This window comes from Cellulomonas sp. NPDC055163 (genome assembly GCF_053607065.1).
On the sequence record NZ_JBSGSU010000002.1, the window covers coordinates 75,416 to 95,730 of the forward strand.

The following is a 20,315-nucleotide window of genomic DNA, read 5'->3' on the forward strand; positions in this document are numbered from 1 at the left end:
GCACGCACACCCGCGCGGGCAGCAGCCCGTGCCCCTGCGCGCGCCGCCACGGTCCTTTCCCACGGGAGACCACATGAACCGCACGATCCGGCGCGCCCTCTACGGGGCGCTCGCGGGTGCACTCGTCCTGACCGCGCAGCTACCCGCAGGCGCGCTCGACAGGCCACGGCCCTCCGGCGGCGCCACCATCGATGCCGTCTACGACCCGGCAGCGCCCTACACCGCGAACTGGACGCGGGCACAGGCGCTCAAGATCGCGTCGAACCCGTCGAACACCACCCCGCGCATACCCCAGGAGTTCCCGATCATCACCGACCAGGTGTGGATCTGGGACACCTGGCCGCTGAGCGACCTCGACATGAACCCCGTCTCCTACGGCGGCTGGAACGTCATCTTCGCGCTGACCGCGCCGCGGGACATCTTCTTCGGTGACCGGCACTGGCAGGCGAAGATCGGGTACTTCTACTCCGACGACGCGCAGACCTGGACCTACGGCGGCGACCTGTTCCCCGCCGGCTCGTCCCGTGGCTCGCGCGAGTGGGCGGGCTCGACGGTCGTCGACGACGACGGCACGGTCGACGCGTTCTACACCGCGTCCGGCATCGACAACCCCACGGAGATCGACCCGACCGACGCGCTGCAGCGCCTCGCGCACGCGCAGGGCCGCATCCACGCGGACGACGAGGGCGTGTGGTTCACCGGCTTCGAGGACCACGAGATCATCGCCGAGGCCGACGGCTACCTGTACCAGACCATGGAGCAGTCGCAGGCCGTGCCCGACGCGATCATCTACGCGTTCCGCGACCCGTTCGTGTTCCGCGACCCCACCGACCACCAGCTCTACATCCTGTTCGAGGGCAACAACCCCGGGCCTGCGGGCAGCCACACGTGCGACCGCAAGGAGATCGGACGAGTGCCCGCCGGGCACGTGGTCCCACCCAGGTCGAACCTGTACACGGGCAACATCGGGCTCATGCGGTCGACCGGTGACGGTGACAGCTGGGCGTCGAGCTGGGAGCTCCTGCCGCCGCTGCTGTCGGCCGAGTGCACCAACCAGCAGACCGAGCGCCCGCACCTCGTCGTGAACGACGGCGACTACTACCTGTGGACGATCAGCCACCAGTTCACGTTCGCCCCGGGGCTGACCGGCCCCGACGGCCTCTACGGCTTCGTCGGCCCCGGCCTGCGCAGCAACTACCGCCCGCTCAACGAGAGCGGCCTCGTGCTCGGCAACCCGGCCGACGCACCGCTGCAGAACTACTCGCACTTCGTGATGCCGAACTTCCTCGTCGAGAGCTTCATCGACACGATCCCGCGCGACGGCGGCGGCCCCGACATCTACGGCGGCACGCTCGCCCCGACGCTCCAGCTCGACGTCGAGGGCACGCACACCGAGCTCACGGGGGTCCTCCCCTACGGCTACATCCCGGCACTGCGCGACGCGGGCGGGCTCTGGTGACCCGTCCCTCCTGACCGCAGCACCCGCACACGGAACCCCCCGGTCGACGACCGGGGGGTTCCGTCCCGGTGCGAGGGCGACGCGCGGCTGCGGCGCGTCCCTCCGCGGGACGGTCCGCGCGCCCGCGTGCCGACCGCGCGCTGCTGGGACACGATGAAGCGCATGGCTCACGGACCCGCGCCGACCGTCCCGACCGACGTGCAGCACCCCCGCCCCCAGCTGACCCGACCCGGCTGGGAGGACCTCAGCGGGCCGTGGGGGTTCGCGTTCGACGACCGCACGGTCGGCATGCACGACGGCTGGCACGAGGGCGACCCCGTGCACTTCGACCGGCAGATCCAGGTCCCGTTCCCGTTCGAGTCGCCCGCGAGCGGCATCGGCGACACGGGGTTCCACCCGGTCGTCTGGTACCGGCGCACGCTCACCGCGCAGGCACGGGAGGGCCACCGGCTGCTCCTGCACTTCGGCGCCGTGGACTACCGCGCGCACGTGTGGGTCAACGGCCAGTCCGTCGCCTACCACGAGGGTGGCAACACGCCCTTCACCGCGGACATCACCTCCGCGCTGGTGCCCGAGGGCGAGCAGGTCGTCGTGGTCCGGGCCGAGGACCTGCCGGGCGACCTGCGCCAGCCGCGCGGCAAGCAGGACTGGCAGCCCGAGTCGCACGCCATCTGGTACGACCGCACGTCCGGGATCTGGCAGACCGTGTGGCTCGAGCAGGTCCCGGCGGCCCGGATCCGCGCGCTGCGCTGGAAGCCCGACGCGGACGGGCGCGGCGTCGACATGGACGTGCGCGTGCGGACCGACGGACGCGAGGGTGCGCGGCTGCGCGTCGTGCTGCGGCAGGGCGACCGCGTGCTCGCGGACGACGTCTACTCGGTGGACCGCGGCCAGGTCCAGCGCCGCATCACGCTCGCGGAGCACGACATGAGTCTCGGGAGCTCGGACCTGCTCTGGTCGCCCGAGCACCCCAACCTCATCGACGCGACGCTCGTGCTGCTGGACGGCGACGAGGTGCTCGACGTCGTGGGCAGCTACACCGCGGTCCGCAGCATCTCCGCGTCGCGCGACCGCCTGCTGCTCAACGGGCGCCCGTACTACCTGCGGCTCGTCCTCGCGCAGGGGTTCTGGCCCGAGTCGCACCTCGCCGCCCCGGACGACGACGCCCTGCGGCGCGAGGTGCAGCTCGTCAAGGACCTCGGCTTCAACGGCGTCCGGCTGCACCAGAAGGTCGAGGACCCGCGGTTCCTGGCCTGGTGCGACCGCCTGGGCCTGCTCGTGTGGGCCGAGATGCCCGCGGCGTACGAGTTCTCGGTCACGACCATCCAGCGGCTCACGCGCGAGTGGCTCGAGGTGCTCGACCGCGACGCGAGCCACCCGTGCATCATCGCCTGGGTCCCCGTGAACGAGAGCTGGGGCGTGCCCGCGCTCGAGCGCTCGGCCGAGCAGCAGAACCTCGTGCGGGCGCTCTACCACCTGACGAAGTCGCTCGACGGCGACCGCCTCGTGATCGGCAACGACGGCTGGGAGCAACCCGTGACCGACATCGTCACGGTGCACGACTACGCCTCGCGCGGGCAGGTCCTGCGCGACCGGTACGCCGACTGGGACCGGCTCGAGCACACCCTGGCGCGCACCCAGCCGGCGTACCGCGTCGTGCTGCTCGCGGGCGCGTCGCGCGAGGACCGGCCCGTGCTCATCAGCGAGTTCGGCGGCATCTCCTTCGACCCCGACCAGCGCGCCGGGTGGAGCGGGTACGGCTCGGTGCGCAGCAGCGACCAGCTGCTCGCCGGGTACCAGGACCTCGTGCACGCACTGCTCGACAGCGCCGCCGTCGTCGGCTTCTGCTGGACGCAGCTCACCGACACCCAGCAGGAGCGCAACGGGCTCCTGACCGCGGAGCGCGTCCCGAAGGCACCCGTCGAGCAGATCCGGCGCATCACGACCCGTGTCTCGGCTGCCGTCCCGGGGGACGCGGTCGACGAGTTCTCCTACGGCGACTACCCCCCGGGCGGCCCGCGCGAGCCTGCGCCAGACTTCCGGATCGCGGGCGCCGCGACGGAACCGGACCCGCACTGACCACCGCCGCAGGCCCCTGACCTGGACACTTGCCCGTCTCCCCGAGGACACTCGACGCGCCGAACCCGCACTTCCGGCTTAGGTTGTCTGGCAGAACGGTTGGGTACACAGCCCGATGCACGGGACGCGAGGACGCGTCCCCGACCTCGGAGGCACTGTGCGCCCGGACCACCCGCATCCTCTCCACCCCCTCCCCGACGTGGGCCGCACGTTCGTCGGAGGCTTCGAGAGCACCTACCACCCGGCCTCGGGGGTCGACGCGCTCGAGGTGACCGGGCACGTCGCCCGGTACGACGAGGACCTCGACCAGCTCCTCGCGGCCGGCGTGCGGCACCTGCGGTACCCGCTCCGGTGGCACCGCATCGAGGCCGAGCCCGGGGTGCACGACTGGGCCGAGACCGACCGCGTGCTCGGGACGCTGCGCGAGCGCGGCGCCGTCCCCGTCGTCGACCTCGTGCACCACACGTCCTACCCGGACTGGCTGACCGACGGGTTCCGGGACCCGCGGTTCGGACCCGCGCTCGTGCGCTACGCGAGCGCCGTCGCCGAGCGCTACCCGTGGCTACGCGCGTACACGCTGTTCAACGAGCCTTTCGCGACGCTGTTCCTGTCCGGGCACCAGGCGCTCTGGCCGCCGTACGACCACGGCGTCCCGGGCTTCCGGCGCCTGCTGCTGTCGGTGCTGCCGGCGCTGTCCGAGGCGGCGGCGGTCTGGCGCACCCTGCTCCCCGAGGCGCACCACGTCTGGGTGGACACCGCCGAGCACCACGTCGGGACCGGCCCGGGCAGCGCGTACGCCGGGCTGGCGAACGACCGGCGGCACGTGGTGCTCGACCTCGCCCTCGGCCACGACCTCGACCTCGGCCGCCCCTTCCTGCGCCAGCTCGTGGCGGACGGCGGGGACGCGCTCCTCACCCTGCGCCCGCTGCGCGTGGACGTGCTCGGGCTCGACTACTACGGCCACTCGGAGTGGTTCTACGACGAGCACGGCGGTCACGCGCCGTCGCCGCACCCGGTGGGCCTCGCCGAGGTCGTCCAGCAGTACGCGGACCGCTACGGCCTGCCGCTCATGCTGACGGAGACCAACGTGCGCGGCCTCCCGTCGGACCGCACGACGTGGATGCGGTACACGCTCGAGCAGTACGAGCTCGCGCTGTCCCGCGGCGTCCCGCTGCACGGGTACTGCTGGTTCCCGCAGGTCGACTCCGCCGACTGGGACTCGCTGCTCGCCCGGGCCGCCGGCCGCGTCGACCCCGTCGGCGTCGTGTCGCTCGCACCGGACGGCACCCGGCGGCGCACGGAGTTCACCGACGCCTGGGAGCGCGCCGCCGCCGGCACCCCGGTCGCGGACCTCCCCGCGGTGCGCTTCCAGCCGCCGTGCGACGACCAGCTCCAGGGTCTCCTGCCCGCGCTGGCGCACTGGCCGTGGCGTGAGCCCACCCCTGAGCAGACCGTGCCGGCGCTGAGCGCCGACCTCCCCCCGAGCCGCACCGGCTCCCCCGACCTCTCCGACCCGTCCGACCACGACCTCGACACCCGGGAGCACACCATGACCACGTTGCCGTCGTCCGCGGTACCCGCCACCACCGGCCCGACGCAGCCCGACCTCGTGGTGCTCTCCCACCTCCGGTGGCCGTGGGTCTGGCAGCGGCCGCAGCACATCGTGTCGCGGCTCGCGCGGCAGCGGGCCGAGGGCGGGGCCCGCACGTACGTCGTGGAGGAGCCCGTCGTCGCGGACGTCGACACCCCGCGCCTCGCGACGGAGGAGGTCGACGGCATCACCCGCCTCTGGCTGGTCCTGCCCGTGGCGCAGAGCCCTGCCGCCCGGTCCGAGGCCCACCCCGTGGACCGCGGGTTCGAGGACCCCGCGGCGGACTGCTACGGCGAGCTCCTCGCCGAGGCGCTCGGGGACCGGCCGCTGCCGCCCGACGTGTGGGTCTACACCCCGATGGCGATCGAGCTCGCTCAGCGCCTCGAGCCCGGACGGCTCGTGTACGACGTCATGGACGACCTCGCGTCGTTCAAGGACGCGCCCGAGGGCCTCGTCCTGCGCCAGCGCCGGCTGCTGGCGGAGGCCGACGTCGTCTTCACCGGCGGGCCGTCGCTCGACCGGTCCGTCCGCAGGCAGCGCACGACCGGCGTGCACCTGTTCCGCAGCGGCGTCGAGACGGAGCACTACGCGCAGAGCCGGCTGCTGCGCACCGAGCACGAGCGCCCCGTCGCGGGGTACGTCGGGGTCGTCGACGAGCGGCTGGACCTCGACCTCCTCGACGAGCTCGCGCAGCACCTGCCGGACTGGACGATCCGGGTCGTCGGTCCCGTCGCGAAGATCGACCCGGCCGACCTGCCGCGGCGACCGAACATCGAGTACCCCGGCATGGCCCGGTACGACGAGCTGCCCGCGGTCATGGCCGGCTTCGACGTCGCGCTCATGCCGTTCGCGCTCAACGAGGCGACCCGCTCGATCAGCCCCACCAAGACGCTCGAGTACCTCGCGGCCGGGCTGCCCGTCGTGTCGACCGCGGTGCCCGACGTGGTCGCCGACTACGCCGACGTGGTCTGCCTCGCGGACGACGGCCAGCAGCTCGCCGCGGCGTGCCGGCAGGTGCTGCTCGACGACCCCCGCGCGCGCGACCGCCGTGCGAGGCCGCTGCAGGCCCGGCAGGAGTGGGACCACATCGCGACGTCCATGGCGGGCCTGCTCGACGCGGCCCGGTCCACGGGCTCCGGCGCCCAGGCGGAGGAGACGGCATGACCGCGTGGCAGGCCCAGGTGCGGCGCACCCCGCTCGCCCGTGACCTCGAGGAGGCCCACCGGTACGCGGTCGGCGCCGCGTCGGCCGGCCTGCAGGACGCCGGCCTGGGACCGGTCCGCCTGACCGGCACCGCCGTCCCGGTGCTCGCCGACGCGGCCGTCACCTCCGCGACGCCGTTCGTCCGCGCCCCGCTCCTCGCCCGCCTGTCCCGGGTCCGGCAGCTGCACAGCCCGCACGCCGCGACCGACCCGGACCTCTGCCCGGCGTGCCGGGTCCCGGCACCGTGCCCGACGACGAAGGAGCTGGACCAGTGACGACCACCCACCCGACCGGCACCGCAGGCCTCACCGACCGGCTCGCGACCGCCGACCTCGTCGTCGTCGGCTCCGGGTTCTACGGCCTCACCGTCGCCGAGCGCGCCGCGAACGAGCTCGGCAAGCGGGTCGTCGTGCTCGAGCGACGCACCCACCTCGGCGGCAACGCGTGGTCCGAGACCGAGCCCGAGACCGGCATCGAGGTGCACCGCTACGGCGCGCACCTGTTCCACACGTCGAACCAGCGGGTGTGGGACTACGTCCGCCGGTTCACGGACTTCACCGCGTACCAGCACCGCGTGTTCACGGTGAGCAAGGGCCAGACGTTCCCGATGCCGATCAACCTCGGGACGATCTGCCAGTTCGTCGGGCAGCACCTCTCGCCCGCGGAGGCCCGGGCGCTCGTGCGCGAGCACGCCGCCGAGGTCGACCCCGCGCACGTCGGCAACCTCGAGGACAAGGCGATCTCGCTGATCGGGCGCCCGCTGTACGAGGCGTTCGTGCGCGGCTACACCGAGAAGCAGTGGCAGACCGACCCGCGCGAGCTGCCCGCCGAGATCATCAGCCGGCTGCCCGTCCGGTACACGTTCGACAACCGCTACTTCGACGACACGTACGAGGGCCTGCCCGTCGACGGGTACGCGGCGTGGCTCGAGCGCCTCGCCGACCACCCGCTCGTCGAGGTGGTCCTCGAGGTCGACCACCTCGACGTCCGCGGGCTCGTCCCCGCCGGCGTGCCGGTCGTCTACACCGGGCCGCTCGACGCGTACTTCGGGAACGCCGAGGGCCGGCTCGGGTGGCGCACGCTCGACTTCCAGCAGGCGGTGCTGCCCATCGGCGACTTCCAGGGGACGCCCGTCATGAACTACGCGGACTCCGACGTGCCGTGGACCCGGATCCACGAGTTCCGGCACTTCCACCCCGAGCGCGACTACCCGAAGGACAGGACCGTGGTCGTCCACGAGTACTCCCGGACCGCGGAGCCGGGCGACGAGCCGTACTACCCGATCAGCACGGCACGCGACCGTGAGGTGCTCGCGCGCTACCGCGAGCGCGCGGCGGCCGAGCGCGACGTGTTCTTCGGGGGGCGGCTGGGCACGTACCAGTACCTCGACATGCACATGGCGATCGCGTCGGCGATGTCCCTGTTCGACAACCGGCTCGCGGCGCGGCTCACGACGGGCTGAGGGGCGGAGGACCCGGTGCGCCGTGCTGCGCGACGCACCGGGTCCGCTCGCGCCGCGACCCGCCGGGGCGGTGCGCGCCACACCGGGGCGGTGCGCGCCACACCGCGTCAGGAGAGCGGCGGCGTGACCGCGAGCCGGGCGGCGAGCGCCATGGCGTCGAACGGCGCGCGGACCTTCACGTCGTTGTCGAAGTACACGTAGACGTCGCGCGGGCGGTCCGGCGCCGGCGGAGTCAGGCGCGGGCCGTCCGGGGGCGGCGTGCCCGCGGACCAGGCCCGGACCTTGGCCGCCCACGCGTCGAGGGCGGCGTCGTCGTACCCCGACACGTACAGCTCGCTGTCGCCGTGCAGCCGCACGTACACGTCGTCGCTCGTGAGGTCCTCGAGGTGCGGCCACGTCCCTGCGGTGTCCGCGACGACGAGGCCGATGTCGTGCGCACGCAGCAGCTCGGGGAACGCCGGGTCGAGGTACGTCGCGTGCCGCACCTCGAGGACGTGCCGCAACGGCCGGTCCTCGTCGACGGTGGTCAGCGCCCTCCCCTCGGGCACCTTGTCGTCGTGACCTGCCGCGAGCACGGCCGCCGCAGCCGTGGAGCGCGGCAGCAGGTCGAAGAACCGGGCGAGCCGGTCGGCGTCGAACCCGAGGTTCGGCGGCAGCTGCCACAGGACGGGCCCGGTCCGGTCGCCGAGCGCGAGCACCCCGGACGCGAAGAAGTTGGCGACGGCGGTCTCGACGCCCGCGAGCTTCTTCAGGTGCGTCACGAAGCGCGGGCCCTTGACCGAGAAGACGAAGCCGTCGGGCGTGTCCGCACGCCAGGCCCGGTAGCTGTCGGGGCGCTGCAGCGAGTAGAACGAGCCGTTGATCTCGATGGAGCCGAGACGCCGGGAGGCCCACTCGAGCTCGCGGCGCTGCGGCAGCCCCGGCGGGTAGAACTCGCCGCGCCACGGCGCGTACCGCCAGCCGGAGATACCGATCCGCACTCGCCCCGACCCGGTCATGCCTGCGACTCTAGGAGCGCCCGGCCGGATCCACCCGGCGTGCGTGCCGCGACCGGCGGGCGCGTGGTGGTGCGCCGTCACCCGCAGCTGCGGGGCAGATCTCTCGCCCGGGTCGCCCGGACGGCGTACGCTCTGCCCACTGCCCCCCGACGACGCTGCAGCACGCTCTGCGCGTCCTCCGCGCGAGGTGCACCCGGCGCCGTCCCACCGTCGACCACCTGGGAACCGCCATCACCACCTTGCCTGCGGACCTCGCCGCCTACGTTGCCCCTCCGACCACGAGCACGTCGCTCGCCCCGGCCCCCGGACCGGGAGCGCACCTGCTCCGACGCGACGACGTCCTGCTCGTCAAGGGCAGGTACACGCTCGAGAACCGCACGCTCACCCCGCACGAGGCGACGGTCGCGGACCTGCTGTTCGTGCGCGAGGTCCTCTCGGCCGCGGGCGTCGACCACCTCCTCGTGCGCGGCAACGGTGCGCGCCCCGTCGTCGCGGTCGACTGGGCGGACCGGTCCGCGCTGCGCGACGCGCTCACCCGGGCGTGCGCCGACGAGCCGTTCTACGTGCGGGCCGCCGACGCGACGAAGCCGAAGGCGCGCCTCGTGGCGACCGGTGGGCTGCACGCGACACCGAAGGCCCGGGTGCTGCGGCTGTTCCGGCCGCGCATCGAACCCGTCGGCGGGCTGCGGTACGGCGCGGACCAGGCCGTGCAGGTCGAGCTGTGGCAGCACGGTCCCGACGAGGTCGTGCTGCCCGTCGAGAACTCGCTCACGCGCCGGACCGTGCACGTCGACGAGGTCACGCGCGGCACGGTCGAGCGCTACGGACGCACGTGGTCGACCATCGAGCACATGTTCACCGACCACGCGTCGGACCTGCCGTTCGAGATCGACATGGTGTTCTCGTGGGTCGACGGGACGTCGACGGCGTTCCAGAAGGCTCGCGCGGCCCGCATGAAGAGCTACGTGGTCGGCGAGGGCGACGACGCCCCGGCGCGCTACCGGCACGTCGACGAGCTGCGCTACGCGCTGCGCTCGGTGCACATGTTCGCGCCGTGGGTCCGGCGGATCTTCGTCGCGACGGACTCCCCGAAGCCGGCGTGGCTCGCGGACCACCCGGGTGTGACGTTCGTGCGCAGCGAGGAGTTCTTCGTGGACCCCTCGGTGCTCCCGACCCACAACTCGCACGCGGTCGAGGCCCAGCTGCACCACATCCCGGGGCTCGCCGAGCACTTCCTGTACTCGAACGACGACATGTTCTTCGGCCGGCCGATCACCCCGGACGTGTTCTTCTCCCCCGGCGGCGTCACGAAGTTCGTCGAGGCGACGACGCGCATCGGCCTGGGCGGCAACGACGCCCGCCGCAGCGGCTTCGAGAACGCGGCGCGCGTCAACCGCACGCTGCTGCTCGAGCGGTTCGGGCGGCTCACGACCCGGCACCTCGAGCACTCCGCGGCACCGCTGCGGCGCAGCGTGCTCGACGAGATGGAGCGGGAGTTCGCCGACCAGTTCGCCGCGACCGCCGCGAGCCGGTTCCGCTCCGCGACGGACATCTCCGTGACCAACTCGCTCTACCACTACTACGCGCTGATGAGCGGGCGCGCGGTGCAGACCACGGCCCGCACGAAGTACGTCGACACGACGTCACGTGCGGGTCTCGAGGCGATGCAGTCGCTGCTCGCGCGGCGCTCGACGGACATGTTCTGCCTCAACGACGGGAGCTTCCCGGAGATCGACGAGGACGTCCGGGCTCGCGCGGTCCGCGACTTCCTCGACCGGTACTTCCCGGTCGTCGCGCCGTGGGAGCACCCCGACGCCTGACGCCGGTCCTGAGACGCCCGCCGGCCCGGTGCCGGCGCCTCAGGACCTCCGGCGGGTGACCGATCGGGATGGACAGCGGCGCGCCTCACCCCGGGTGCCGCCCGTTCGACCATCGTTCATGCTGGAACGGTCGGATGGAGCTGACCGTCCGACCGTCGTCCCCGGTGAGAAGAAGCGTCATGATCTCGAAGCAGGCGGGCCGCCCCCAGGCCCGGCACGTCATCGCCCACTTCAGCGACACCCACTTCGTCTCGCCGCGCGACCCGCTGCTGTACGGCGTCGCGGACTCGCGTGCGCACCTCGCGGACCTCCTCGCGGGCCTCGAGCACTCCGGCGCGGCGCCCGAGGCGCTCCTGTTCACCGGCGACCTCGCGGACGTCGGTGACGCCGAGGCGTACCGCAGCCTGCGCGAGGTCGTCGAGCCCGCCGCCCGCCGGATGGGCGCCCGTGTCGTGTGGGCCATGGGCAACCACGACGACCGGGCGACGCTGCGCCGGGAGCTGACCGACGAGGCCCCGTCCGACGCGCCGTACGACCACGTGCTGCACCTCGGCGGCCTGCGCGTCGTCGTGCTCGACTCCTCCGTGCCCGGCTTCCACCACGGCGAGGTCACGCCCGTGCAGCTGGCGTGGCTCCGGGACGTGCTCGCCGAGCCGGCACCCGAGGGCACGCTGCTCCTCATGCACCACCCGCCGGTCCCGTGCCTGCAGGACCTCGCGGTCGCGGTCGAGCTGCGCGACCAGGAGCCCTTCGCCGACGTGCTGCGCGGGACCGACGTCCGCGGCATCCTCGCCGGCCACCTGCACTACTCGACCTCGGCGACGTTCGCGGGGATCCCGGTCTCGGTCGCGTCGGCCACCTGCTACACCCAGGACCTGCGGACGCCCGACCGCGGGACGCGCGGCCGGGACGGCGCCCAGGCGTACAACCTGGTGCACGTCTACGACGAGACGGTCATGCACTCGGTCGTGCCGATCGGCGAGCACGTCACGGTCGGCCGGTCCACGGTCACCGGCGCGGCGCCCGCTGTGGTGCCGACGCAGCGCGAGCTCGTCCGCGCGCGCTGACCCGCGACGGGGCCGGTGGGCGACGCGGCCCGCGGACTCTGGGAGGATGGGGCGTCCACGTGTACCCGGGTGGCCGCGCGCTGCGCTCCCCCGCCCGCTCTCGCCCCCGGAGGCTCCCCTGTCCCGCGCACCCCGGCTCGTCGCGTTCGACCTGGACGACACCCTGGCCCCCTCGAAGTCCCCGCTCGACCCGCGCATGGCCGGGCTGCTCCTCGAGCTGCTCGACGTCGTCGAGGTCTGCATCATCTCGGGCGGCCAGTTCGGCCAGTTCCAGATGCAGGTCGTCGACCGGCTGACCGGCGCCGACCCCGCGGCGCTCGCACGCCTGCACCTCATGCCCACCTGCGGCACGCAGTACTACCGCCACACGGGCGCGGCGTGGGACCAGGTGTACGCCCAGAACCTCAGCGAGGACGAGAAGCAGCGTGCGCTCGCCGCTGTCGAGGGCCAGGCCAAGGAGCTCGGGCTCTGGGAGTCCGAGACGTGGGGCCCGATCCTCGAGGACCGCGGCAGCCAGATCACCTTCTCGGCGCTCGGCCAGGCCGCGCCCGTCGCCGCGAAGTCGGCGTGGGACCCCACCGGCGCCAAGAAGTCCTCGCTGCGCGAGGCCGTCGCGGCGCTGCTGCCCGACCTCGAGGTCCGCTCGGGTGGCTCCACGTCGGTCGACATCACACGCAAGGGCATCGACAAGGCGTACGGCATGACACGGCTGGCCGACCTGACGTCGATCGACCTGCAGGAGATGCTGTTCGTGGGTGACCGCCTCGACGAGGACGGCAACGACTACCCGGTCAAGGCGCTCGGCGTCCCCTGCCACGCCGTCGAGGGGTGGGAGGACACCGCCGAGTACCTCGACGTGCTCCTGCCCGAGCTGCGCGCCGCCGTCGCGACGAGCCCGCAGGACTGACGGGCGCGTCGCGCCGAGCCGCGGACCGGAGCGGGTGCGAGCACGGAGGTCGGGGACCGGGCTGCACGTCGGCCCGCTCCCCGACCTCGCTGCGTCAGCGGCCCGGGCGCGGCGGGGGCGGCGGGTGTCCTCCGGGCGGCGGGGGCGGCGGGCGACCGGTGCGCGGCCGGGGCGGCAGCGAGTCGAGGCCGGGTGCCGCGTCGGGCCAGAGGAGCTCGACCGTGCACGGCGCGTGGTCGACGACGAACCGGGCGTGCGGGCCCAGGGTGTGCGGGCCGAGCCTGCTGCGGTCGCCGTCGCGCGCGAGGACGAGCACGTCGGCCTCCGCCGCGGCCTCGGTGACCACCCGCTCCACGGGCCCGGTCAGGACCCGCGCCTCGCACGGCCGGGGCAGGGCCGCGACGGCCTGCACGAGGAGCGCGTGCGCGTGGGTCAGCGTGAGCGGCTCGACCTCGGACCGGTCGTGGCGGCGACCCCGGCCCAGCAGCGCGCCGCGCACGGCCGCCGGCACGCTCTCGGTCGGGTCCGCCGCGACGACCAGGACCACCTCGTCGGACCGGGGGCGCCGCGCGACGGCCTCGACGACCGCCGGCCACGTCGCCGGGGCGACCCACGCGAGCACCCGCACGTCACCCTCCTCCCACGAGGTCCGCGAGCCACAGCGCCGTGGTGCTCGCGACCAGCGTGACCGGCACGGTCAGGAGGCCCAGCCTCGTGAAGTCCGCGAGCTCGGCGTCATGGTCATGATCCGCCAGGACGCGGCGCCACAACAGGGTCGCGAGCGAGCCCACGTAGGTGAGGTTCGGCCCCACGTTGACGCCGATCAGGACCGCGAGGACCGCGACCGGACCCGCGTCGAGCGTCAGCGGGAGCATCACGAGGACAGCGGGCAGGTTGTTCACCGCGTTCGCGAGCACCGCGCTCAGCACCGCGATCACGAGCAGGCTGAGGAGCCCCGTGCCGCCCGGGACGAGCCCGCCCAGGGCCCGGCCCAGCCCGTGGTCCACGGCCCCCTCGACGACGATCCCGAGCGCGGGCACGAACACCAGGAACGCCGGGTTGGCCGCCCGGACCCAGCCCGCCACCTCGCCCCGCGCCTCCCGTGGGCGGGACGCGACGCGGCGCACCGCCAGCACCGCGACCCCCGCGAGCGCGACCCAGAACGGCTCCACGCCGAGCGGCGACGACAGCGCGAACCCCAGCAGCGTGAGGCCCACGACGACGAGCGCGGCGACGGGGACCCGCACGGGCCGTTCCTGCCCGAGCGGCGTCGCGCCCACGGACAGGTCGGCGGCGAAGTACCGGCGTGCGACGACGTGGTCGATCCCGACCGCGACGAGCCAGGGCGCCCACATGAGCCCGGCGAACTCGAGGAAGCCGAGGCCGGTGGCCTCCACGGCGAGCAGGTTCGTGAGGTTGGACACCGGGAGCAGCAACGACGCCGAGTTCGCGAGGTGCGCCGTCGCGAAGACGTGCGGTCGCGGGCGCACCCCGACGCGCGCCGCCGTCGCGAAGACCACCGGCGTGAGCAGGACGACGGTCGCGTCGAGGCTCAGCACCGCGGTGACCAGCGACGCCACCACGACGACGGCCCCGAGCAGGCGCACCGGCTGGCCCCGCGACGCCCGGGCCATGAGCGCGCCGGCCGCGTCGAACAGGCCCTCGGCGCGGCACAGGTCCGCGAGCACGAGGATCCCGGCGAGGAAGGCGACGGTGGGTCCGAGCTCGACGACCCGGGACCACGCGTCGTGCGGTGCGACAACGCCCAGCGCGACGAGCAGCGCCGCACCCGGTACGGCCGCGACCGCCTCGGGGTACCCACGGGGACGGACGACCGCGAACACGAGCACGGCCGCGAGGACGACGAGGGCCAGCCCCGTGGCTGCGGCGGCCGGCACGCCGTCACTGTAGGCCGCACGCCGCACGTCGGCACCCGGGCGAGCAGCGCGCGTCGGCACCGGGCGAGCAGCGCGCGTCGGCACCCGGGCGAGCGCCGCAGCGGCCCGCCGGGTGGCGGCGGGACGCCCTCCGCCGCGGGGGCTCGCCGCCCGGGCGTGTCGGCGCGGGCCGTGTCGGTGGGCACGTCTACCGTCGGAGCATGGCCAGCAACCGGACCCACGCGTGCACCTACTACGACGACGGCGAGCTCGTCTGCGGCTGCGGGCAGCGTGCCGTGTACGTCCTCGACGAGGAGACGCTGGAGCTCGTGCTCACCACGATGGACGACGACCTGACCCCGGGTCGGGACGAGCGCAGCCGCGGGGCGCGCACCGAGGAGCTCGCGGTCTCCGCCTGACGCCCTCCTCGCGCCGCACCGAGGGACCGCCGCGCTGCGGCCGGTGGCCCTGACGAGGCGTACGTCACCTTCCCGGAGGGGTCCACCTGCGCCGGAGCGCGCGCGGGCTCGCACGGGGAGTGCGACGATGGCGCAGGTCCGACCCGTAGGCGAACAGACGAACGCGAGGTGAGCTGTGAGCGGCAACGCGACCTCACGGCACCGCAACGCCGCTCTCCTCGCCCTCGCCTCGACGACGCCCGACCGCGTGACGACCTCCGCGGACATCGACCGGCGCCTGGCCCCTGCGCTCAAGCGGCTCCGGCTTCCCCGGGGCCTGCTCCAGCGTGTCGCGGGCGTGCACGAGCGACGCAACTGGGCCGACGGGCAGACGTTCGACGGCGCCGCGGTGGCCGCCGCCGAGAAGGCGCTCGCGGAGTCGGGGATCGACCGGCGCGAGGTCGGCCTCCTGGTCAACACCTCCGTCACCCGCAAGCACCTCGAGCCGTCCGTCGCGGTCCGCATCCACCACGGGCTCGGGCTGCCCTCCTCGGCCGTGAACTTCGACATCGCGAACGCGTGCCTCGGCTTCGTCAACGGGATGAACCTCGCGGCGCAGCTCATCGACGCCGGTCAGATCAAGTACGCCGTCGTCGTCGCGGGCGAGGACGCCGACGAGATCCAGGACAACACGATCCAGCGGCTGGTCGGCGACGACATCACGCGCGCGGACTTCATGCAGGAGTTCGCGAGCCTCACGCTCGGCTCCGGTGCGGCGGCCGCCGTCGTCGGGCCCGCGGACGCCCACCCCGAGGGGCACCGGATCCTCGGCGGGGTCACGCGCGCCGCCACGCAGTTCCACGACGTGTGCGTCGGCAGCGTCGAGGGCATGTACACGGACACGCGGGCGCTGCTCGAGGGCGGCATGGAGCTCGTCCTCGCGGCGTGGACCGAGGCCCGGCACGAGTGGGACTGGGCTGCGATGGACCGCTACATCCTCCACCAGGTCTCCGACGTGCACACCAAGGCGATCGTCAAGGCCGCCGGGCTGGACCGCTCGCGCATCCCGACGACGTACGGCCGGTTCGGCAACGTCGGCCCGGCGTCGATCCCGATCACGCTCGCGCACGAGGCGTCCTCGCTCGAGCCCGGTGACCGCCTGCTGCTCATGGGGGTCGGCTCGGGGCTGAACACGGCGATGATGGAGATCGCCTGGTGAGGTCCCCGGGTGTGCCGGGGCGGACCGCTCCGGCGTCCCTCCCCCCGCGCGGGCTTGCCGGCCTCGACGCCGGGTTCTCCCGCCTCGTGGACGCGGTGCAGACGCCGCCGTCGGCCGACGTCCCGGTGCGCACGTGGCACGTCCTCGACAACGGGCCCCGGCTCGACGAGCGTGGCATCGCACCGGTCGGCACGGTCCTCGCCGTGCACGGGAACCCCACCTGGTCCTACCTCTGGCGGCGGCTCGTCGCGGCGGCGACCGAGGCCGCGGAGGCGGGGCGGCCCGCGTGGCGCGTCGTCGCCGTCGACCAGCTCGACATGGGCTTCTCCGAGCGGACCGGCGAGCACCGCCCGCTCGCGCGCCGGGTCCGCGACCTGGGCGACCTCACCGACGCGCTCCGCCTCGCCGGCCCGGTGGTGACGCTCGGGCACGACTGGGGCGGCGTCGTCTCGCTCGGCTGGGCAGTCGACCACCCGGACCTGCTGGCGGGGGTCGCGGTCCTCAACACCGCGGTCCACCAACCCTCGGGGACGCCGGTCCCGGCCCCGCTGCGGCTCGCGCTGCGGCGCGGGGTGCTCGCGTCGTCGACCCGGCGCACGACCGCGTTCCTCGACACGACGCTCGCGCTCGCGCACCCGCCGCTCGACGCCGCCGTCCGCGCCGGCTACCGGTCGCCGTACCGGCGCGCGGACCGCCGGGGCGGGATCGAGGGCTTCGTCGCGGACATCCCCGTCGACGCGACGCACGAGAGCGCCGCGGAGCTCGACCGCGTCGCGGCGGGCGTCAGCGCGCTCGACGTGCCCGCGCTCGTGCTGTGGGGCGCGAGGGACCCCGTGTTCCGCGACCGCTACCTCGACGACCTGCAGGAACGGCTGCCGCACGCCGACGTGCACCGCTTCGAGCGCGCGGGCCACCTCGTCGCCGAGGACGTCGACCATGCGAGCGCCGTGCTCGACTGGCTCGACGACCGCGTCGGGGCGAACGCCCCAGCCGGGCCGCACCGGACGGGTGCGGCGTCGGGAGGCCTCGCGGACACTCACGGTCGGCACGCCGCCGCAGGTCGCACCGAGGGCACACACCCGAGCCGCCTCCCGCACGCCGGACCCGACCACGTCGAGGAAGCCCCTCCGGACCGGCCCGCGCACGTCGCCTCCGAGCACGTCGCCTCCGCCGGGACCGAGGACGCACGTCCCGGCAGCCCCTCGCACGCCGCCGCCGCGCGCGGTCCGGCAACCAGGGACTGGGGCGACGCGAACCCGCTCTGGCACCACCTCGAGGCTCTGGCCGGCAGCCCGGACACCGCCCTCGTCGAGCTCGCTCCCGCCGCCGGGCCGGCGCCCCGCGTGGTGACCTGGCGGCTCCTCGCGCGACGGGTCCGGGAGATCGCTGCGGGTCTCGACGCCCTGGGGGTGCGGCGCGGCGACCGGGTCTCGCTCGTCGTCCCGCCCGGCGCGGACCTGACGGCCGTCCTGTACGCGTGCCTGCGCATCGGCGCGGTGGTCGTCGTCGCGGACGCGGGGCTCGGGGTGCGCGGACTGACCCGCGCCGTGCGGGGCGCGCGTCCGGACGTCGTCGTCGGCGCCGTCCCCGGGCTGTCCGCGGCGCGGGCACTCGGCTGGCCGGGCCGCCGGATCTCCGTCGCACCGCTGCCACCGGCTCTCGCGCGTGCGCTCGGCGTCCGGCACTCGCTCGTGGACGTCGCCGAGCTCGGTGCCTCGCACGCGCTCCCGCCCGCGCCCGGTCCCGACGACACGGCGGCCGTGCTCTTCACCTCCGGGTCGACCGGACCCGCGAAGGGCGTCGTGTACACCCACGCCCAGCTCGCGGCGGCGTGCACGGCGCTCGCCACCCAGTACGACCTCGGGCCCGGCACGGGGCTCGTCGCCGGCTTCGCGCCGTTCGCGCTGCTCGCCCCGGGCCTCGGCGCCCGCACCGCGATCCCCGCGATGGACGTGACGTCGCCGCGCACCCTCACGGCGTCGGCGGTCGCCGACGCGGCCGCCGCGGTCGACGCGACGGTGCTGTTCCTGTCCCCCGCGGCCCTCGCCAACGTCGTCGCGACGGCCGGCGGGCTCACCGCGGAGCAGCGCACCGGCCTGGGGTCGGTGCGCACGTTCCTGTCCGCGGGCGCCCCGGTGCCGGTCGACCTGCTCGCGCAGGCCGGCGCCCTCCTGCCGCACGCCACCCCGCACACCCCGTACGGGATGACCGAGTGCCTGGTCGTCACCGACATCACGCTCGACGAGATCCGTGCGGCGAGCGGCGGGGCCGAGCGCTCCGGCTCGGCCCCCGGCGACGGCGACGCGATCCGCTTCGGCGCCCGGGTCGGCGCGAGCGCCCCTAGCCGGTCCGGCGCCCGGGTCGGCGCGAGCGCCCCTAGCCGGTCCGGCGCCCGGGTCGGCGCGAGCGACCCCGACCCGTCGGGCGGCCCGGGTGGCTCGAACCGACCGGCCGGCTCGGACGACACCCCGGACTCGGGCGCCCGCCACGCGTCCGGCGCACCCGGCCCCGGAGGCGTGTGCGTCGGCCGTCCCGCGGCGGGGGCGCTCGTGCGCATCGCGCCCCTCGACGCGAACGGTGCCGCGTCCGGCACACCGTCGACCGAGCCGGACGTCACCGGGGAGGTCGTCGTCTCCGCACCGCACCTCAAGCAGCGCTACGACCGGCTGCACCTCACGGACCGGGCGAGCCTGCTCGGCGCGGACACCGCGCCGGGGCCGGACGACGCGGCCGGGCGTTGGCACCGCACCGGGGACGTCGGGCACCTGGACCGCGCGGGCCGGCTGTGGATCGAGGGCCGGCTCGCGCACGTCGTGGTGACCGCCGACGGCGTCGTGACGCCGGTCGGTGTCGAGCAGCGCGTCGACGCGGTGCCGGGGGTCGCCCGGTCCGCGCTCGTCGGGGTCGGGCCGCACGGCGCCCAGGTGCTCGTCGCGGTGCTCGAGCTCGACGGCTCGGCGCGGCGCCGGCCCGTTCTCGCCGAGCCCGGCCTCGCCGCGCAGGTGCGCGCCGCCGCGGGCCGGCCCCTCGCCGCCGTCCTCGTGGTCCCGCGCCTGCCGACCGACGTCCGGCACAACTCGAAGACGGACCGGACCCGGCTCGCCTCGTGGGCCGGGGACGTGCTCGCGGGCCGGCGGGCCGGGCGCCCGTGAGGGTGCTCGTGACGGGTGCGAGCGGCCTGCTCGGGCGGGCGGTCGCGGCCCACCTCCAGGGCGCCGGGCACGACGTGCGCACGTTCCAGCGCCGGCCGAGCCGCGTCCCGGGAGCGGCGGACGTGCTGGGCTCGGTCACGGTCCGGGCGGACGTCGCACGCGCGGTCGCCGGGGTCGACGCGGTCGTGCACCTCGCGGCGAAGGTCTCGCTCGCGGGCGACCCGGCGCAGTTCCACGAGGTCAACGTCGGCGGGACGCGGCACGTCCTCGCGGCGCTCGCCCACCACGGCGTCGAGCGCCTCGTGCACGTCTCGTCCCCGTCGGTCGCGCACACCGGCGCCTCGATCGTCGGTGACGACGCGCTGCCCGCGGACCCGGCCCGCGCCCGCGGCGACTACGCCCGGACCAAGGCCGAGGCCGAGCTCCTGGCGCTCGCCGCCGACCGGCCGGGCCTGCGCGTCGTCGCCGTCCGCCCGCACCTCGTGTGGGGTCCCGGCGACACCCAGCTCGTCGCGCGCCTCGCCGAGCGCGCCCGCGCCGGGCGGCTCCCCGTGCTCGACCGCGGGACCGTGCTGGTCGACACCACGTACGTCGACAACGCGGCGTCCGCGACGGTCGCCGCGCTCGCGCGACTCGACGACCCCGACGGCGCCGTGCGCGGCCGGGCGTACGTGGTGACCAACGGTGAGCCGCGGCCGATCGCGGAGATCCTGGGCGGCATCTGCACCGCGATGGGCGCTCCGGCTCCGCGCCGGCACGTGCCGTCCGCGCTCGCGCGCGCCGCCGGGTCCGTCGTGGAGGCCGTGTGGCGTGTGCGGCCCGGCGCGGACGAGCCGCCGATGACCCGGTTCCTCGCCGAGCAGCTCTCGACCGCGCACTGGTTCGACCAGCGCCGGACGCGCGCCGACCTCGCGTGGACGCCCGCGGTGTCGCTCGACGAAGGCCTGCGCCGGCTGCGGGCGGCGCACGAGGCGGGCCCGGCCGGGGCTCCCCCGGGCTAGCAGCGCGGCCGCCGGCCCGGCCCCGGCCGTCCGCCACAGCCCCGGCTGACCCGCCCCCGCGGTCCGCCACGCCTGAGCATGC

15 protein-coding genes are annotated in these 20,315 nt (G+C 74.9%); 12 read left to right on the forward strand and 3 right to left on the reverse strand.

What is annotated here, in order from left to right; genetic code table 11:
- Positions 1-73: 73 nt before the first annotated feature.
- The 5 genes from ACWFNE_RS04100 to glf all read left to right on the forward strand — a co-directional run bounded on the left by ACWFNE_RS04100 (position 74) and on the right by glf (position 7,794).
- Positions 74-1,459 carry a glycoside hydrolase family 68 protein gene (locus ACWFNE_RS04100; protein ID WP_452121195.1) on the forward strand — a complete coding sequence of 462 codons (1,386 nt, stop codon included), beginning with the start codon at positions 74-76 and terminating at the stop codon, positions 1,457-1,459.
- A 162-nt stretch (positions 1,460-1,621) separates the two neighbouring features.
- Positions 1,622-3,538 (forward strand): sugar-binding domain-containing protein, encoded by a 1,917-nt coding sequence (locus ACWFNE_RS04105; RefSeq protein WP_452121196.1) that lies wholly within the window; start codon positions 1,622-1,624, stop codon positions 3,536-3,538.
- Positions 3,539-3,737: 199 nt separating this feature from the next.
- Entirely contained in the window at positions 3,738-6,293 is a 2,556-nt protein-coding gene (locus ACWFNE_RS04110; protein ID WP_452121197.1) for a family 1 glycosylhydrolase, read from the forward strand.
- Positions 6,290-6,607, forward strand: a complete 318-nt coding sequence (locus tag ACWFNE_RS04115) for a hypothetical protein (RefSeq protein WP_452121198.1) — start codon at positions 6,290-6,292, stop codon at positions 6,605-6,607. The genes ACWFNE_RS04110 and ACWFNE_RS04115 overlap by 4 nt, the downstream gene beginning before the upstream one ends.
- On the forward strand, positions 6,604-7,794 hold the full coding sequence (gene glf, locus ACWFNE_RS04120; protein ID WP_452121199.1) for a UDP-galactopyranose mutase: 1,191 nt from the start codon (positions 6,604-6,606) through the stop codon (positions 7,792-7,794). The genes ACWFNE_RS04115 and glf overlap by 4 nt, the downstream gene beginning before the upstream one ends.
- A 107-nt stretch (positions 7,795-7,901) precedes the next feature.
- Here the strand turns inward: glf and ACWFNE_RS04125 are convergent, their stop codons facing one another.
- On the reverse strand, positions 7,902-8,792 hold the full coding sequence (locus tag ACWFNE_RS04125; protein ID WP_452121200.1) for a DUF72 domain-containing protein: 891 nt from the start codon (positions 8,790-8,792) through the stop codon (positions 7,902-7,904).
- A gap of 239 nt (positions 8,793-9,031) precedes the next feature.
- Between ACWFNE_RS04125 and ACWFNE_RS04130 the strand changes: the two genes are divergently transcribed.
- The 3 genes from ACWFNE_RS04130 to ACWFNE_RS04140 all read left to right on the forward strand — a co-directional run bounded on the left by ACWFNE_RS04130 (position 9,032) and on the right by ACWFNE_RS04140 (position 12,586).
- Positions 9,032-10,612, forward strand: a complete 1,581-nt coding sequence (locus ACWFNE_RS04130) for a stealth conserved region 3 domain-containing protein (protein ID WP_452121201.1) — start codon at positions 9,032-9,034, stop codon at positions 10,610-10,612.
- A gap of 179 nt (positions 10,613-10,791) precedes the next feature.
- A complete protein-coding gene (locus tag ACWFNE_RS04135) occupies positions 10,792-11,679 on the forward strand; it encodes a phosphodiesterase (protein ID WP_452121202.1) in 888 nt (295 codons plus the stop codon).
- Between the two features lie 46 nt (positions 11,680-11,725).
- Positions 11,726-12,586, forward strand: coding sequence for an HAD-IIB family hydrolase (locus ACWFNE_RS04140; protein ID WP_452121203.1), 861 nt, complete (start codon positions 11,726-11,728; stop codon positions 12,584-12,586).
- Between the two features lie 94 nt (positions 12,587-12,680).
- On the opposite strand, the gene ACWFNE_RS04145 is transcribed toward ACWFNE_RS04140, so the two are convergent.
- Together ACWFNE_RS04145 and ACWFNE_RS04150 are read right to left on the reverse strand one after the other, a co-directional pair.
- A complete protein-coding gene (locus ACWFNE_RS04145; RefSeq protein WP_452121204.1) occupies positions 12,681-13,214 on the reverse strand; it encodes a hypothetical protein in 534 nt (177 codons plus the stop codon).
- Between the two features lies 1 nt (position 13,215).
- Positions 13,216-14,484 carry an SLC13 family permease gene (locus ACWFNE_RS04150; RefSeq protein WP_452121205.1) on the reverse strand — a complete coding sequence of 423 codons (1,269 nt, stop codon included), beginning with the start codon at positions 14,482-14,484 and terminating at the stop codon, positions 13,216-13,218.
- Between the two features lie 200 nt (positions 14,485-14,684).
- On the opposite strand from ACWFNE_RS04150, the gene ACWFNE_RS04155 reads away from it, so the two are divergent.
- From ACWFNE_RS04155 to ACWFNE_RS04170, 4 genes are all read left to right on the forward strand, one after another.
- The gene (locus tag ACWFNE_RS04155; protein WP_452121206.1) at positions 14,685-14,882 is read left to right on the forward strand and encodes a hypothetical protein; all 198 of its coding nucleotides are present in this window, start codon (positions 14,685-14,687) and stop codon (positions 14,880-14,882) included.
- A gap of 175 nt (positions 14,883-15,057) precedes the next feature.
- Complete coding sequence (locus tag ACWFNE_RS04160) at positions 15,058-16,080, forward strand: 3-oxoacyl-ACP synthase III (RefSeq protein ID WP_452121207.1); 1,023 nt, start codon at positions 15,058-15,060, stop codon at positions 16,078-16,080.
- Entirely contained in the window at positions 16,077-19,232 is a 3,156-nt protein-coding gene (locus ACWFNE_RS04165; RefSeq protein WP_452121208.1) for an alpha/beta fold hydrolase, read from the forward strand. Before ACWFNE_RS04160 ends, ACWFNE_RS04165 begins: the two co-directional genes overlap by 4 nt.
- Positions 19,229-20,233, forward strand: a complete 1,005-nt coding sequence (locus tag ACWFNE_RS04170) for an NAD-dependent epimerase/dehydratase family protein (RefSeq protein WP_452121209.1) — start codon at positions 19,229-19,231, stop codon at positions 20,231-20,233. The genes ACWFNE_RS04165 and ACWFNE_RS04170 overlap by 4 nt, the downstream gene beginning before the upstream one ends.
- Positions 20,234-20,315: the final 82 nt, after the last annotated feature.

Bases quoted from the DNA above. Each gene is read 5' to 3' on its own strand.
- ACWFNE_RS04100 (WP_452121195.1), top strand. From the start codon at position 74: ATGAACCGCACGATCCGGCGCGCCCTCTACGGGGCGCTCGCGGGTGCA.
- ACWFNE_RS04105 (WP_452121196.1), top strand. From the start codon at position 1,622: ATGGCTCACGGACCCGCGCCGACCGTCCCGACCGACGTGCAGCACCCC.
- ACWFNE_RS04115 (WP_452121198.1), top strand. From the start codon at position 6,290: ATGACCGCGTGGCAGGCCCAGGTGCGGCGCACCCCGCTCGCCCGTGAC.
- ACWFNE_RS04125 (WP_452121200.1), bottom strand. From the start codon at position 8,792: ATGACCGGGTCGGGGCGAGTGCGGATCGGTATCTCCGGCTGGCGGTAC.
- ACWFNE_RS04135 (WP_452121202.1), top strand. From the start codon at position 10,792: ATGATCTCGAAGCAGGCGGGCCGCCCCCAGGCCCGGCACGTCATCGCC.
- ACWFNE_RS04140 (WP_452121203.1), top strand. From the start codon at position 11,726: ATGGGGCGTCCACGTGTACCCGGGTGGCCGCGCGCTGCGCTCCCCCGC.
- ACWFNE_RS04155 (WP_452121206.1), top strand. From the start codon at position 14,685: ATGGCCAGCAACCGGACCCACGCGTGCACCTACTACGACGACGGCGAG.